Origin of the sequence: Kribbella sp. NBC_00482 (assembly GCF_036013725.1) — a bacterium.
GTDB lineage: Bacteria > Actinomycetota > Actinomycetes > Propionibacteriales > Kribbellaceae > Kribbella.
Genome location: NZ_CP107881.1, coordinates 1,723,304 through 1,737,777, shown reverse-complemented (window position 1 = coordinate 1,737,777; position 14,474 = coordinate 1,723,304). Strand labels below are relative to the sequence as shown.

At 68.8% G+C, this 14,474-nt stretch carries 17 protein-coding genes; 12 read left to right on the top strand and 5 right to left on the bottom strand.

Annotation, left to right across the window (positions count from 1 at the left end):
- Positions 1 to 9: 9 nt before the first annotated feature.
- Positions 10 to 852 (bottom strand): carbohydrate ABC transporter permease, encoded by an 843-nt coding sequence (locus OHB24_RS08760; RefSeq protein WP_327638447.1) that lies wholly within the window; start codon positions 850 to 852, stop codon positions 10 to 12.
- Positions 849 to 1,766: a carbohydrate ABC transporter permease gene (locus OHB24_RS08755; protein WP_327638446.1), complete on the bottom strand. Its 918-nt coding sequence runs from the start codon at positions 1,764 to 1,766 to the stop codon at positions 849 to 851. The genes OHB24_RS08760 and OHB24_RS08755 overlap by 4 nt, the downstream gene beginning before the upstream one ends.
- 76 nt (positions 1,767 to 1,842) lie before the next feature.
- On the opposite strand from OHB24_RS08755, the gene purD reads away from it, so the two are divergent.
- A complete protein-coding gene (gene purD, locus OHB24_RS08750) occupies positions 1,843 to 3,120 on the top strand; it encodes a phosphoribosylamine--glycine ligase (RefSeq protein ID WP_327638445.1) in 1,278 nt (425 codons plus the stop codon).
- A gap of 3 nt (positions 3,121 to 3,123) precedes the next feature.
- Here the strand turns inward: purD and OHB24_RS08745 are convergent, their stop codons facing one another.
- On the bottom strand, positions 3,124 to 3,633 hold the full coding sequence (locus OHB24_RS08745; RefSeq protein ID WP_327638444.1) for a hypothetical protein: 510 nt from the start codon (positions 3,631 to 3,633) through the stop codon (positions 3,124 to 3,126).
- A 72-nt stretch (positions 3,634 to 3,705) separates the two neighbouring features.
- Between OHB24_RS08745 and OHB24_RS08740 the strand changes: the two genes are divergently transcribed.
- From OHB24_RS08740 to OHB24_RS08700, 9 genes are all read left to right on the top strand, one after another.
- A complete protein-coding gene (locus tag OHB24_RS08740; RefSeq protein ID WP_327638443.1) occupies positions 3,706 to 4,194 on the top strand; it encodes a SigE family RNA polymerase sigma factor in 489 nt (162 codons plus the stop codon).
- Complete coding sequence (locus OHB24_RS08735; protein WP_327638442.1) at positions 4,187 to 4,804, top strand: hypothetical protein; 618 nt, start codon at positions 4,187 to 4,189, stop codon at positions 4,802 to 4,804. The genes OHB24_RS08740 and OHB24_RS08735 overlap by 8 nt, the downstream gene beginning before the upstream one ends.
- Positions 4,805 to 4,828: 24 nt before the next feature.
- Positions 4,829 to 6,256, top strand: a complete 1,428-nt coding sequence (gene purB, locus OHB24_RS08730; protein ID WP_442913956.1) for an adenylosuccinate lyase — start codon at positions 4,829 to 4,831, stop codon at positions 6,254 to 6,256.
- 3 nt (positions 6,257 to 6,259) lie between these two features.
- Positions 6,260 to 6,616: a hypothetical protein gene (locus OHB24_RS08725; RefSeq protein WP_327638440.1), complete on the top strand. Its 357-nt coding sequence runs from the start codon at positions 6,260 to 6,262 to the stop codon at positions 6,614 to 6,616.
- A 1-nt stretch (position 6,617) separates the two neighbouring features.
- Entirely contained in the window at positions 6,618 to 7,010 is a 393-nt protein-coding gene (locus tag OHB24_RS08720; protein ID WP_327638439.1) for a hypothetical protein, read from the top strand.
- Positions 7,011 to 7,073: 63 nt separating this feature from the next.
- Complete coding sequence (locus OHB24_RS08715; RefSeq protein WP_327638438.1) at positions 7,074 to 8,312, top strand: bifunctional glycosyltransferase family 2/GtrA family protein; 1,239 nt, start codon at positions 7,074 to 7,076, stop codon at positions 8,310 to 8,312.
- 1 nt (position 8,313) lies between these two features.
- Positions 8,314 to 10,344 (top strand): glycosyltransferase family 39 protein, encoded by a 2,031-nt coding sequence (locus OHB24_RS08710; RefSeq protein WP_327638437.1) that lies wholly within the window; start codon positions 8,314 to 8,316, stop codon positions 10,342 to 10,344.
- A gap of 2 nt (positions 10,345 to 10,346) precedes the next feature.
- Positions 10,347 to 10,775: a hypothetical protein gene (locus OHB24_RS08705; protein WP_327638436.1), complete on the top strand. Its 429-nt coding sequence runs from the start codon at positions 10,347 to 10,349 to the stop codon at positions 10,773 to 10,775.
- A gap of 195 nt (positions 10,776 to 10,970) precedes the next feature.
- Positions 10,971 to 11,393 (top strand): hypothetical protein, encoded by a 423-nt coding sequence (locus tag OHB24_RS08700; protein WP_327638435.1) that lies wholly within the window; start codon positions 10,971 to 10,973, stop codon positions 11,391 to 11,393.
- On the opposite strand, the gene OHB24_RS08695 is transcribed toward OHB24_RS08700, so the two are convergent.
- On the bottom strand, positions 11,377 to 11,955 hold the full coding sequence (locus OHB24_RS08695; RefSeq protein WP_327638434.1) for a TetR/AcrR family transcriptional regulator: 579 nt from the start codon (positions 11,953 to 11,955) through the stop codon (positions 11,377 to 11,379). The genes OHB24_RS08700 and OHB24_RS08695 overlap by 17 nt on opposite strands.
- Positions 11,956 to 12,008: 53 nt before the next feature.
- Between OHB24_RS08695 and OHB24_RS08690 the strand changes: the two genes are divergently transcribed.
- Together OHB24_RS08690 and OHB24_RS08685 are read left to right on the top strand one after the other, a co-directional pair.
- Positions 12,009 to 13,070 (top strand): FAD-dependent oxidoreductase, encoded by a 1,062-nt coding sequence (locus OHB24_RS08690; protein ID WP_327638433.1) that lies wholly within the window; start codon positions 12,009 to 12,011, stop codon positions 13,068 to 13,070.
- A 21-nt stretch (positions 13,071 to 13,091) separates the two neighbouring features.
- Entirely contained in the window at positions 13,092 to 13,967 is an 876-nt protein-coding gene (locus OHB24_RS08685) for a phosphoribosylaminoimidazolesuccinocarboxamide synthase (protein ID WP_327638432.1), read from the top strand.
- Here the strand turns inward: OHB24_RS08685 and OHB24_RS08680 are convergent.
- On the bottom strand, positions 13,964 to 14,452 hold the full coding sequence (locus OHB24_RS08680) for a hypothetical protein (protein WP_327638431.1): 489 nt from the start codon (positions 14,450 to 14,452) through the stop codon (positions 13,964 to 13,966). The genes OHB24_RS08685 and OHB24_RS08680 overlap by 4 nt on opposite strands.
- Positions 14,453 to 14,474: the final 22 nt, after the last annotated feature.

Here is a 14,474-nt window from a genome sequence, read left to right as displayed (position 1 = left end):
CAACCTTTCTTAACGAATCGCACCCGCGGTCAGCCCGCGGACAATGAAGCGCTGGCCGAAGATCACGATGGCCAGCGTGGGCAGGATCGACAGCGTGACGCCGGCCAGGATGAGTCCCGGGTCGGCGGCCTCCGCGTCGTTGAGCTGGCTGATGCCGATCTGCAACGTCCGGCGGGACGCCGAGTCGCCGATCAGCAACGGCCAGAAGAACTGGTTCCACGCGGACAGGAACACGTACAGCCCGACCGCCATCAGCGCCGGCTTGTTCAGCGGCAGCAGGATCCGGCTGAGGAACCGCCAGTGCCCGGCGCCGTCGATCGTCGCCGCGTCGCGCAGTTCCACCGGGAACTGCAGGAACGACTGCCGGAGCAGGAACACCCCGAACGCGTTCGCCAGGAACGGCAGCACCAGCGCGATCATGGTCCCGGCGTACGTCTTGGTCAGTCCGTGCCCGGCGAGCTCCCAACTCGTGATCGTCAGGTAGTTCGGCAGCACGATCGACTCCCACGGCACCATCAGCGTGGCCAGGAAGAGCCCGAAGAGCACGGTGCGTCCCCACATCTTCATGAAGACGAACGCGTACGCCGCCAGCACACTGGTGATCAGCTGCGACAGCGTGATGATCGACGTCTGCAGGATCGAGTTCAGGTACTGCTGCCCGATCGGCGTTCCCGACGACGTCGCGCCCTTGTAGTTGCCGGTGAAGAACCCGTGCGGGAAGAGATCCGGCGGGTACGACGAGATCTGTCCGGGCGACATGACCGACCCGGCGATGACGTAGTACACCGGGAAGATGACGAGGAGCGCCGCCCCGATCAGCACCACGTAGGTGACAACACGACCTGGTCTCACTTGTAGTGCACCCGCCTCTCCAGGACGCCGAACTGGATCGCCGTACAGGCGAGCAGGATCACCAGCAGCACGATCGCCTGCGCCGACGCGGCGCCGAAGTCGCTGGCGTTGTTCGCGAAGGCGGTGTGGTAGATCGAGTAGACGAGCGTCTTGGTCGACTGCTCCGGGCCGCCCTCAGGCGTCAGGATCTTGATCTGCCCGAAGCCCTGCAGGGACTGGATCGTGGAGATCACGATCAGGAAGAACAACTGCGGGCCGAGCAGCGGGATCGTGATGTACCGCGACGCGCGGAAGCCGCCGGCGCCGTCGAGGGTGGCGGCCTCGGTGATCTCGGTCGGGATCGCGCCGATGCCCGCGGACAGGACCAGGACGTTGTACCCGATGCTCATCCAGACCGTCGTGATCGCGACGCTGATCAGCGCCCAGGACGGGTCGGTCAGCCACCCGATCCGGTCGACGCCGAACCGGCCCAGCAGACCGTTCGCGAGCCCGATCGCCGGGTTGTAGATCGTGGCGAAGATGACCGAGGCGCTGGCGACCGAGAACGCGAACGGCAGCGCGAACGCGGTCCGGAAGATCCGGATGCCCTTGATGTGCTGTTCGAGCAGCAGTACGACGACCAGCCCGCCGAGCACGCCGGGGATCACGGTCAGCAGCACGAACGCGAACGTCACCCAGAGGATGTGCCGGAACTCGGCCGATCCGAGCATGTCCTTGTAGTGCTGCAGCCCGACGTACGCGTCCGGCCGGCCGAACAGGTCGGAGCCGTGCAACGACAGCGAGACGGACTTGCCGAGCGGCCAGACGATGAAGAGCGCGAACACCACCAGGCAGGGCACGAGCATCAGCCAGGACAGCAGGGACGCCGGTGTCGGCCGGCGGCGGGCACCCGCCTGCAAGCTTGTTGTAGTCAATCCTTTACCTCCAGTAAGAGCGCAGTCTTACACCGCCCAGGGCCGTTCGAGCCAGGGCACGCTAGGCTGAGCGCCCGTGAAGGTCTTGGTGATCGGCTCGGGTGGCCGCGAGCATGCTCTGGCCTGGGCGCTGGCCCAGGATCCGGAGGTCGAGCAGGTCGTAGCGGCCCCGGGCAACCCTGGCATTGCCGTGTTGCGTCCGGCGTACGACGGGCAAACGATCGTTTGCCGTCCGGTGGACATTTCGGACCACGACGCGGTCGTCGCGCTGGCGCGGGAGCTGGACGTCGATCTGGTGGTCGTCGGACCGGAGGCGCCGTTGGTGGCCGGCCTGGCCGACCCGCTGCGGGACGCCGGGTTCGCGGTCTTCGGACCGTCGCGGGAGGCCGCGCAGATCGAGGGCTCGAAGGCGTTCGCCAAGGACGTGATGGCCGCCGCGAGCGTGCCGACCGGCCGGGCGTACGTCTGCACCACGCCCGAGGAGGCCGCGACGGCGATCGACGCGTTCGGGCCGCCGTACGTCGTGAAGGACGACGGGCTCGCCGCGGGCAAGGGCGTGGTCGTCACGTCGGACCGTGAGGAGGCGCTCGCGCACGCGGCCGAGTGTGACCAGGTGCTGATCGAGGAGTTCCTGGACGGCCCCGAGGTGTCGCTGTTTGCGATCACCGACGGTACGACCGTGCTGCCGATGCAGCCGGCGCAGGACTTCAAGCGCCTCGGCGACAACGACGAGGGCCCGAACACCGGCGGCATGGGCGCCTACACGCCGCTCCCGTGGGCGCCGGACGACCTGGTCGCCGACATCACCGAGAACGTCCTGCAGCCGACGGTCGACGAGCTCCGCCACCGCGGTACGCCGTTCAGCGGCCTGCTGTACGCCGGTCTCGCGCTGACGTCGCGTGGTGTCCGCGTGATCGAGTTCAACTGCCGCTTCGGTGACCCGGAGACGCAGGCGCTGCTGCCGATGCTGAAGACCCCGCTGGGTGGCCTGCTGTACGCCGCCGCGACCGGCAAACTCGCCGACCACGGTGACCTGAGCTGGCGGAACGCGTCGTCGGTAGCGGTCGTGGTCGCCGCGAAGAAGTACCCGGCCAGCCCGCGCAAGGGCGACGCGATCACGGGTGTCGAGCAGGCGGAGAGCGACCACGTCCGCGTCTTCCACGCGGGTACGGCGCTCGACGACGAGGAACTGGTGACGGCAGGCGGCCGCGTGCTCGCGGTGAGCGCCGTCGGCAAGGACCTCGCCGAGGCCCGCCAGCGCGCGTACGCCGCCGTCGGTCAGATCCGGATCAAGGGCTCCCAGCACCGCACCGACATCGCCCTGAAGGCAGAACGCGGCGAGATCACCGTCTGAACCTCAGATGTACCCGCTGCCGGTCGTCGGGCCGAGCGTGCCGTCGATCGTGTTGTCCCGCACCGGCTTGAACGGATCGATCTTCGGCATCCCCGGCAACGGGTGCTCGAACATGTCCCGTAGCCGCTCGTCCTCGATCCCCGGGACGCCGAGCACCGCGACCCGCAGTACGCCGGTGCCGGGCTGCTCGAGCAGTTCGCGGTACGTCGGACTGAACCAGCGGAGCATCCTGAGCTGCCCCTTCGCTCGGACGGCCGCCTCGAGGTCCTTGACCGCCCCGGTCGCCGCGATCCGTGCGAGGAAGTCCGCGACGCCGAGACCGCTCTCCGGGACCAGCGCGAGCGCGGCCGCCTCGACCGGGTACGTCGCCTCGGAGCGGACGAGCTTGACCCGCTGCCGCTTGGCAGCCACCTCCAACCGGCCGTCGGCGGCGAGCGCCACGAAGATGACCAATGCTGCTCGTTCTGCGCCGCCGAGCAGCCAAGCGGCCTCATACGTGGTCAACTTGTTCATGTACACAGAGTGACTTTGGATAGGGTCACGAAAACAGGGAACCGAATCGACGGGTCGGGGGTGTTGGTGGGTATGGAGACGGAAGGGCTGCGAGAGTTCTACAGCGCCCACCAGCCGCGGCTGGTAGGTGTGATCTCGCTGCTGACCGGGTCACGTGCCGAGGCCGAGGACATCGTCCAGGAGGCGTTCGTCCGGCTCGTGCCCCGCTGGGAGAAGGTGTCGCGGTACGACGCTCCGGAGGCCTGGGTTCGCCTGGTCGCCGTGCGCCTGGCCGCGAACAGGCACCGGGACGGCAACCGGTTCACGCAGCTGTTCCACCGGCTGCCGGCCGAGCACGTCCCAGACCCCGCCGATCGGTATGCCGGTGACCTCGAGCAGGCTCTCGCCGGCCTGCCGATGCCGACCCGGCAGGTCGTCGTCCTCCATTACGTCTGTGACCTGAGCGTGGCTCAGGTGGCGGACACGCTCGGGATCGCGGAAGGCACGGTCAAGTCGCGCCTGTCCCGCGCCCGGGACTCCCTGTCCGATTCATTGCTGTTGAGGAGTGACGACCATGCCTGATCTGCAGGAGGACCTGCAGGCGCTGGCCGACCGCCGCGCCGCCGAGTCCGCCGGAGACTTCGACTCCGTTCTGACCACGGCCAAGACCCGCAAGCGCCGCCGGACCGCCGGTCTGACCGTGATCGGCGCGGCCGCGGTGGTCGGCGCCGTCGCGATCGTCCCGACGCTCCGCCCGGCCTCGAACACGCCCGTGGCCGACAGCCCGGTGCCCACGAACAAGGTCGTCCCGCCGCAGGTGGAGACCTTGCCGTCCGCGCCGGTGCTCCCGAAGGCCGGCGCGCTGGGCCTGAAGACCCTGAAGTCGGTGACCACGCTCGCCGGCGGACAGTTCGTCGCCTCGTTCCCGGACAAGCAGGTCCGCGCGGTGACGTTCTCGCTGGCCTCGGCGTCCAAGCCGGAGCTCTCGCTGTACACACTGGTCGCGAAGATCCCGGGCGACCCGACCACGCCGTACGCGATCCGGATGTCGGGTGAGATGGGTATCGCCATCCCGTCGTTCTCCAGCGCCGGTCCGTACACGCTGGCGATGCCGAAGGGCCTGCCGTCGGGCTCGTACCGGGTGTGCACGCTGTCCGGTTCGCTGCTCTGCGGTCTGATGACCGTCAAGTAGTCGCCGTCTGGGAGAATGGGGTTCGTGACCAAACCCCGGATCCCCAACGTTCTCGCCGCGCGCTACGCCAGTCTGTCGATGGCGGAGCTGTGGTCACCGGAGCACAAGATCGTGCTCGAGCGGAAGCTCTGGGTCGCCGTACTGAGGGCCCAGAGCCGGCTCGGGGTCACGGTTCCGGACGGGGTCGTCGAGGACTACGAACGAGTGGTCGACCAGGTCGACCTGGCGTCGATCGCGGACCGCGAGCGGGTCACGCGGCACGACGTGAAGGCGCGGATCGAGGAGTTCAGCGCGCTCGCCGGGCACGAACACATCCACAAGGGGATGACGAGTCGTGACCTGACCGAGAACGTGGAGCAGCTCCAGATCCGCGCCGGCCTGGAACTGGTCCGGGACCGTGCGGTGGCAACCGCCGTACGGCTCGGCCAGCTGGCGGCCGACCACGCGGCGCTGGTGCTGACCGGTCGCTCGCACAACGTGGCCGCGCAGGCGACCACGCTGGGCAAGCGGTTCGCGTCGGCCGCCGACGAGCTGCTGGTCGCGGTCGCCCGGATCGAGGAGCTCATCGAGCGGTACCCGCTGCGCGGCATCAAGGGCCCGGTGGGTACGTCGCAGGACATGCTGGACCTGTTCGGCGGTGACCCGGCCAAGCTGGAGGAGCTGGAGCAGGACATCGCCCAGCACCTCGGGTTCAGCCACACGCTGACGAGCGTCGGCCAGGTGTACCCGCGGTCGCTCGACTACGAGGTCGTGTCCGCGCTGGTGCAGCTGGCCGCGGGGCCGTCGAGCCTCGCGACCACGATCCGGCTGATGGCCGGGCACGAGCTGGTCACCGAAGGCTTCAAGGAGGGCCAGGTCGGGTCCTCGGCGATGCCGCACAAGATGAACACCCGGTCCTGCGAGCGGGTCAACGGTCTCGCGGTCATCCTGCGCGGATACGCGTCGATGGCCGGCGAGCTGGCCGGCAACCAGTGGAACGAGGGCGACGTCTTCTGTTCCGTCGTACGGCGGGTCGCGCTGCCGGATGCGTTCTTCGCGCTGGACGGGCTGTTCGAGACGTTCCTGACCGTGCTCGACGAGTTCGGGGTCTACCCGGCGGTGGTGTCGCGTGAGCTCGAGCGGTACCTGCCGTTCCTGACCACGACCAAGGTGCTGATGGCTGCCGTGAAGAACGGAGTCGGCCGGGAGACCGCGCACGAGGTGATCAAGGAGCACGCGGTCGCCACCGCGCTCGACCTGCGCAAGGGCCTCGCGGCGAACGACCTGTTCCACCGTCTCGGCGTCGACGGCCGCCTCGGCCTCACCGAGGAGCAGATCGTCGGCATCGTCGGCGAGCCGCTGTCCTTCACCGGCGCGGCCGTCGCCCAGGTCGCCACGGTCGTCGCCAAGATCGACGAACTCGCCAAGCGCCACCCGGAAGCAGCCGCCTACACCCCGGGTGACATCCTCTAACTCGTGTTCGCACCGCTCACCTGGTTTCTTGTCGCGTTGGCGCTGCTGGCGATGGTGTACGCCGTCGTGCTGGCCGCGCGGGACAGGCGGATCGACTGGCCAGTGCTGGGTGCGGTCGGAGTTGTCGAGGTCGGGCTGGTCGCGCAGCTGATCGTCGGGATCGCGCAGTACGCCGGGACCGACCGGGACGTGTCCGGGCCGTTCTTCATCGGGTATCTGATCGGGGCGCTGATCATCCTGCCGATCGGGGCGTTCTGGGCGCTGGCCGAGAGCAGCCGGTGGGGTGCCGGTGCGTTGGCCATCGCGTGTCTGGTGATCCCGATCGTCGAGCTGCGGCTGCACGACCTGTGGGCGGTTTGAGATGACCGATCCAGCGGCCACGAAGCACGGGCCCGGACGGATCCTGATCGCGGTGTACGGCGTGTTCGCGCTGGCTGCGACCGCGCGGGCCGGCGTACAGATCGCGACCAAGTTCGGCGAGGCCCCGGTCGCGTACCTGTTGTCGGCCGTTGCCGCGGTCATCTATTGCGCCGCGACGTTCGCGCTGGCCAAGGCGACCGTGGTGTCGCGCAAGGTCGCCACGGCCGCGATCGCGATCGAGCTGGCCGGCGTGATCGCGATCGGCGCGTTCAGTTACGCCGTACCGGACGACTTCCCGGACGCGACCGTGTGGTCGCACTTCGGGCAGGGCTACGGCTTCGTGCCGCTCCTGCTGCCCGTGCTCGGCCTGCTCTGGCTTCGTCGCACGCGGTGAGTCCCAGGAAACTGCCAGCCACACACAGGGGCTGACTCAGGTTCACCGGACAGCATCGGTGACATGCAGATTCCAGGTCATCCTCGGGTCGAGATCGTCGTACCCGTCAAGAACGAGGAAAACGACCTCGGACCGAATATCAGACGGTTGCGGGAGTTCCTCGACACCGCTTTCCCGTTTCCGGCCGAGGTCTGCATCGCGGACAATGGAAGTACGGACGCGACATATGAGATCGGCGCGCTGCTGTCGGCCGAACTGCCCGGAGTCCGGATCGTCCGGCTCGAGCAGTCCGGTCGCGGCCGCGCGCTGAAACAGGTCTGGTCCGCCAGCACCGCCGAGGTGCTCGCCTACATGGACGTCGACCTGTCCACCAACCTGAACGCGCTGCTGCCGCTGGTCGCGCCGCTGCTCGCCGGGCACAGTGACGTTGCCATCGGCACCCGGTTGGCGAAGAGCTCCCGGGTGGTCCGGCGGCCCAAGCGGGAGTTCATCTCGCGCTCGTACAACCTGTTGCTGCGGGCAACTCTCAGTGCGCACTTCTCCGACGCGCAGTGCGGGTTCAAGGCGATCCGCGCCGACGTCGCGCGGGAGCTGCTGCCGCTGATAGAGGACACCAGCTGGTTCTTCGACACCGAGATGCTGGTCCTCGCGGAGAAGGCCGGACTGCGGATCCACGAGGTGCCGGTCGACTGGGTCGACGACCTCGACTCGCGGGTCGCGATCGCGAAGACGGTGGGCGAGGATCTGCGGGGGATCGCCCGACTGACCCGCAACCTGGGCCGCGGCAGGATCGACCTCGAGCCGATCCGGCAGAAGTACGGTCGCCCGCGGATCCTCGACCCCCGGACGGCGCTGGCCGCGCGGGTGCTGCGGTTCTGCGCGATCGGGGTGCTCAGCACCGCGGCGTACGCGCTGCTCTATCTGGTCCTGCGGCAGGGGATGGGCATGCCGGCCCAGGTGGCGAACGTGATGTCCCTGCTGATCACAGCAGTCGGCAACACCGCCCTCAACCGGCGGATCACCTTCGGGGTCAGCGGTGTCGAGAACCGGTGGCGCCATCAGCTCCGCGGGCTCGTTGCCTTCGGCATCGGCTGGAGCCTGACCGCGTCCTCGTTGTGGCTGCTGCACACGGCGGTCGCCGTACCGCACCAGGCGGTGGAGATCACCGTCCTGACCATCGCGAACCTGGCCGCGACCGTCGTCCGGTTCAGCCTCTTCCAGGCGTGGGTCTTCGACGACGACGCACCCACCATCCCCTCCTTCGAACCCCCGGCGGTTCTCGAAAACACCCGGAGCAACTGATATGGCAACGCTCACCGATCCCGTCGAGGCGACAAGACCTCGCGCGATCAGCACGCAGTACACGCTCGGAAAGGACAAGGTCCTGTACGGCGGTCTGCTGGCGCTGACCGCGATCGCGTACCTGTGGGGCCTGTCCAAGAACGGCTACGCGAACGAGTACTACGCGGCCGCGGTGCAGGCCGGGTCGACGAGCTGGAAGGCCTGGTTCTTCGGGTCGTTCGACTCCTCCAGCTTCATCACCGTCGACAAGACCCCCGCCTCGCTGTGGGTGATGGGGCTGTCGGGGCGGATCTTCGGCTTCAACACCTGGAGCATGCTGATACCCGAGGCGCTGATGGGCGTCGCGAGCGTCGGCTTCGTGTACGTGTCGGTACGGCGCTGGTTCTCCGCGAACGCCGGCCTGCTGGCCGGAGCGATCCTCGCGCTGACGCCGGTCGCCGTCCTGATGTTCCGGTTCAACAACCCGGACGCGCTGCTGATCCTGCTGCTCTGCGCCGGTGCGTGGGCCGTGACGCGGGCGATCGACTCCGTGAAGCACTCGGCGCGATGGATGATCCTGGCCGGTGCCCTGGTCGGCTTCGGGTTCCTGACGAAGATGCTGCAGGCGTTCCTGATCCTGCCGGCGTTCGGGATCGCGTACCTGGTCGCCGGGAAGCCGGCGTTGGGGAAGCGTCTCCTGCACCTGGTACTGGCGACTGTCTCGCTGATCGTGAGCGCCGGCTGGTGGATCGCGATCGTGGAGCTGATGCCGGCCTCGGCCCGGCCGTATATCGGTGGGTCGCAGAACAACAGCATCCTCGAGTTGACGCTCGGGTACAACGGCCTTGGACGGCTGAACGGCAACGAGACCGGCTCGGTCGGCGGCGGTGGTGGCGGCAACGGCGGTGGCGCGGGCTGGGGCGGTGCGGCCGGCGTACAGCGGCTGTTCGGTGGTGAGTTCGCCTCGCAGATCGCTTGGCTGCTGCCGGCTGCTCTGCTTGCGACGATCGTGCTGGTTGTTGCCTCGGGCAAGGCGCCGCGGACCGACCGGAAGCGGGCGTTCGCGCTGCTGTGGGGTGGCTGGCTGGTTGTCACCGGTCTGGTGTTCAGCTACATGCAGGGCATCATCCACAGCTACTACATGATCGCGCTGGCGCCGGCGATCGGTGCGCTGATCGGCGCGGCGATGGCGGTGCTCTGGAAGCGGCGTACGGAATGGTTGCCGCGGACAACGTTGGCGGGCGGGATCCTGCTGACGGCAGGGTGGAGCTTCGCGCTGCTGAACCAGACGCCGGCCTGGCAGCCGTGGTTGCGCTGGGTGGTTCTGGTCACCGGTGTGGTGGCGGCCGGACTGCTGATGATCCTGCCTGAGCTGAAGTTGCACCGTACGGCGGCTCGGCGGGCCGGGCTGTTCGCGGCGGCGCTGCTCACGGTGAGCGCTCTGGCCGGGCCTACGGCGTACTCCGTCTCGACGATCAACTCGGCGCACGCCGGTGCACTGCCTTCCGCTGGACCGTCGGGTGCCGGTGGCATGGGCGGTATGGGCGGAGGGCGCGGTGGCATGGGCGGCGGCGACGGCCGGATGGGCACGCCGCCCGGCCAGACCGGCACCGGCACTGGCACGGGAACTGGCACTACGCAGCAGCAGGGTGGTCCTGGTGGTGGCGGTATGGGCGGGTTCCTTGGCGGTGGCGGGATCAGCGGAGTCTCCAGCGAGCTGGTGACCCTGCTGCAGCAGGGCGCGAAGGGCTACACCTGGGCCGCCGCGGCAGTCACCGCGAACGGCGCCGCGCCGCTGCAGATCGCGTCCGGCGAACCGATCATGGCGATCGGCGGGTTCAACGGGACCGACCCGGCGCCGTCGCTCGACGAGTTCAAACAACTGGTTGCCCAGGGCAAGATCCACTACTTCGTCGGAAGCAGTGGCGGCGGGATGATGGGCGGCCGTAACGGCACCTCCAGCGAGATCGCCACCTGGGTCAGCGAGAACTTCACGGCCCAGACCGTCGGCAGCACCACCGTCTACGACCTTTCCACCGGAACAGGAGCATGAAGATGACACAGTCCGCAGAAGCCCAGTTCCAGGCGGCACAGGCCGCCCAGAACAACCCGGCCACCCCACCGGCCGCGCCGGCTCAGCAGCCGGAGGCCACGAAGGGCGGTGGGCGGCCTAGCAATCTGATGCTTGCCGGGGCCGGTTCGATTCTTGCTGTACTGGCCTTCCTCGGCGGTATGGCGGTCGGGCACTCGTGGGACGGCACGAGCAACCAGCAGGGTCAGTTCGGCGGGCCCGGCGGCGGGACGCGCGGCGGATTCCCACAGGGCAACGGACAGGGCACCGGCCAAGGCACACTCCCGGGCCAGGGGCAAGGTCAGGGCACCCAGCAAGGCCAGGGAACTCAGCAGGGTCAAGGAACCCAGCAGGGCCAGGGCACGCAGCCGAGCCAAGGCACGACAACGCAGGGCCAGACGCAACCCAGCTGAACCGAGTCAGCCCGGCGGGCCCCGAGCGGACACTCAGGCCCGCCGGGCGCCCCGGCGTACGCAAAAGACTTTGGGCCCCCACCAACCATTTCGACGGCTGAAACATGGTTGGTGGGGGCCCAAAGTTGGTGGGGAGGGGGCGATCCGACACGCTGAATGGTTCACTTGGGTGGCGGGAGGGGTAAGGATCGGTGCGTGGAATGGTCGAACGTCACCTGGTTCCTGACCGCGCTCGGTGCGGTCGTCGTACTGATCACGCGCGTCCGGCTCGGTGGGACTGTTGTCGACGGCACCGGTCACGGCGCCGGCCGGCACGGGTACTCCGCAACGCTGATACGGCTGCACACCGTGGTCGGAGTGATCACGCTGATCGGCTGGGTCGTTGCCCTGATCACCGGTCGGCGGGAGATCGCTCTGGTCATCCTGGCCGGCTGGTGGTTGCTGACGGTCATCGGATTGTTGCTTCTGGCCCGTTGGCTGCCGAGTGCCGGCAAGCATTCCGAGGATGCGCAGAGTGACGCCTGGGGTTCCGGCGCCGGCCTGTCCGTCCTCGGCCACGTGGGCATGCTGCTCGGCGTCGGCTATTTCACGTTCGTCGCGGTCACAGACCGTCTCTGAGTCCGGCGATCAGCGCCGTGACAGAGCGTCGTACGGCGGCCTCGAACGCTTCTGGTGAGAGCGTTGTCCCGGTCCCGGCGACCCGGTCGTACATCAGCCCGTCGAGCATCGCGGCGACCGGCCACGCCGCCGCCTCCGGATCGGGTACGTCGAGTCCGGTCAGCAACTGCGCGAGCATCGCCCGCAGCTGCCGGCCGCCTTCGACGATCGCGGTCCGCAGTTCCGGCTGACGGCTCGCCTCCAGCGACAACTCGTACCGCGCGACCAGATCGTCCGGCCGATCCTGCGCGAGTCCCGCCGTCATCGCCACCATCAGTTCGACGGGATCCGCTCCGGCCGGCGGCATCCCGGCGACGTCCCGGGTGAGCATCCGGCTCACGCACGCGGTGAGCAGGGCGTTCCGCGTCCGCAGGTAGTACGACGTGGAGCCCGGCGGCAGGCCCGCCTCGGCGTCGACGGCGCGGTGCGTCAGCCCGCGCAGCCCGCGGGTCGCGACGAGACGGATCGCGGCGTCCGCAATGGCGTCCTGCCGATCCGCACCCCGCGGAACCGTCTTCGTCACGTCGCACAGTCTCGCACTTCCCAGTCGAACTCTACAGATGTAGAGTCGAGATCATGAGTACGGCGATCGTGGTCGGGGCGGGTATCGGAGGGGTCATGGCTGCTGTCGCGCTGCAACGGCGCGGCTGGCAGGTCACAGTGCTGGAGCGTGCTCCGGAGCTGGGTGAGGTCGGGGCCGGCATCTCGGTCTGGCCATCGGCGGTCGCCGTACTCGAGGAGCTCGGGGTCAAGGGCGTCGAGAAGGCGTCGGTGCAGTCCAAGCCGGCCGGGATGCGCAAGCCCGACGGCCGCTGGGTGGTCGGCGCGGCCGATCTCGGCATGGAGCTCCCGGTGATGATTCATCGCGCGCAGCTCCACGAGCTGATCACCGCCGAGTTCGGTCCCGCGGTGACGGTCCGGACCGGGTACGACGTACGGACGGTGAAGCAGGACGCGGACGGCGTCACGGTCAACGGTGACCTGCGGGCGGAGCTCCTGGTGGCGGCCGACGGGATCCGGAGCGCGGTACGTGGGGCGCTGTATCCGCAGTACGCAGGCCCGCGGTACTCCGGGTTCACGGCGTACCGCGGGATCGCGGACGTGGACCTGGACGACGGCGGCGGCGAGACTTGGGGCCGCGGGCACCTGTTCGGGTTCGCGCGGCTGATCGACGGGCGGTTCTACTGGTACGCGACCGCCAACCAGCCGGCCGGCACCAAGAGCGAGCCGACTGTGTTCGAGAGCTGGCACGATCCGCTGCCGCGGCTGATCGCGGGCAGCGAGAAGATCCTGCAGAACGACATCTACGACCTGACGCTGCCGCTGGTGCCGTTCGTGCAGGGGCGGGTGGTGCTGCTCGGCGACGCGGCGCACGCGATGACGCCGAACCTGGGCCGCGGCGCCTGCTCCGCGATCGAGGACGCCGGCGCGCTGGCCCGGCACCTCGGACGGACCAGCGATCTGCAAGCAGCGCTGACGGCGTACGACGCCGAACGTCGACCGGCGACGACCAAGCTGGTGAAGCGGTCCCGCAGCGTCGGCCGCGTCGGCCAGACCGAGAACCCGTTGCTCTGCACGATCCGCGACGCCTTGTTCACCGTCGGCGGGAAACTGGTGGCACTGCGGGCCCGCAAGTAGGCGGATGGAACAATCTGGGCTGTGACCACACCTCCGCAGGCGCCCGAGATTCCAGGTGCGAAGCACCTCCACTCCGGCAAGGTCCGGGATCTGTACGAGCTCGAGTCCGGCGACCTGCTCATGGTCGCCAGCGACCGGCAGAGCGCGTTCGACTGGATCCTTGAGACGCCGATCCCCGACAAGGGGAAGGTGCTCACCGCGATGAGCCTGTGGTGGTTCGAGCAGCTGGACGTGCCGAACCACGTCATCTCCACGGATGTGCCGGCCGAGGTCGCCGGGCGGGCCTTGGTGTGCGAGAAGCTCGCGATCTACCCGGTGGAGTGCGTGGCCCGCGGGTACCTGAGCGGCACCGGCCTGCTCGACTACAACGCCACCGGCGCGGTCTGCGGGATCCCGCTGCCGGGCGGCCTGGTCGAGGGCTCGCGCTTCGACACCCCGATCTTCACGCCGGCCACGAAGGCCGAGCTCGGCGAGCACGACGAGAACGTGTCGTACGACGTGGTGGTCGCGACCGTCGGCGCGGACACGGCGGCTGCTCTGCGGGACACCACGCTCGAGATCTACACGAAGGCACGGGCGATGGCCGAGGAGCGCGGGATCATCCTCGCCGACACGAAGTTCGAGTTCGGCGCCCGCGCGGACGGGACGCTCGTGCTCGCCGACGAGGTGCTGACACCGGATTCGAGCCGCTTCTGGCCGGCCGACCAGTGGGCGCCGGGCAAGCCGCAGCCGTCGTACGACAAGCAGATCATCCGGGACTGGCTGCAGTTCGAGTCCGGCTGGGACCGCACGTCCGGCGAGGCCCCGCCGCCGTTGACCGACGAGGTCGTCGAGCGGACCAGGTCGGCGTACATCAGGGCGTACGAGCAGCTGACCGGCCGCAAGTTCGACGCCTAGATCGCGCTGATGCCCAGCGCGAGCAGGATGAAGCGGCCGCCACGGCCGACCAGGACGCAGAGCGTGAACACGATGGTCTTCATCCGCGAAGCGCCGCCGATCAGCGCGACGCCGTACAGCGGCGGGATACCGACGAACGCGCTCAGCAGGGTGACCGGGATACCCCAGCGGCTGTCGCTCATCGCGTCCAGGAGCCGCTTGCTGAGGTCGCGGTTGCGCTGGACGAAGCGGCCCCAGCGGGTGTCCAGGTCGACCGGTTTCGGTTCCTTGGTCTTGCTGGCCGCGTAGCCGGGGCGGTAGCGGACGGCGAGGAACATCGCGACCTTGCCGATGGTCTGGCCGACGGCGACGCCGCTCGCGGCGACGAGCGGGTTCAGGGCGCCGGTGACCCCGACGCCGAGCACGTACGCCTCGGCGTTCAGGAACGGTACGACGGCGGACCCGATCCCGAAGCCCACCGCAAGTACCAGTTGCCACACCCACATAACTCCGAGGCTAAGCGCGATC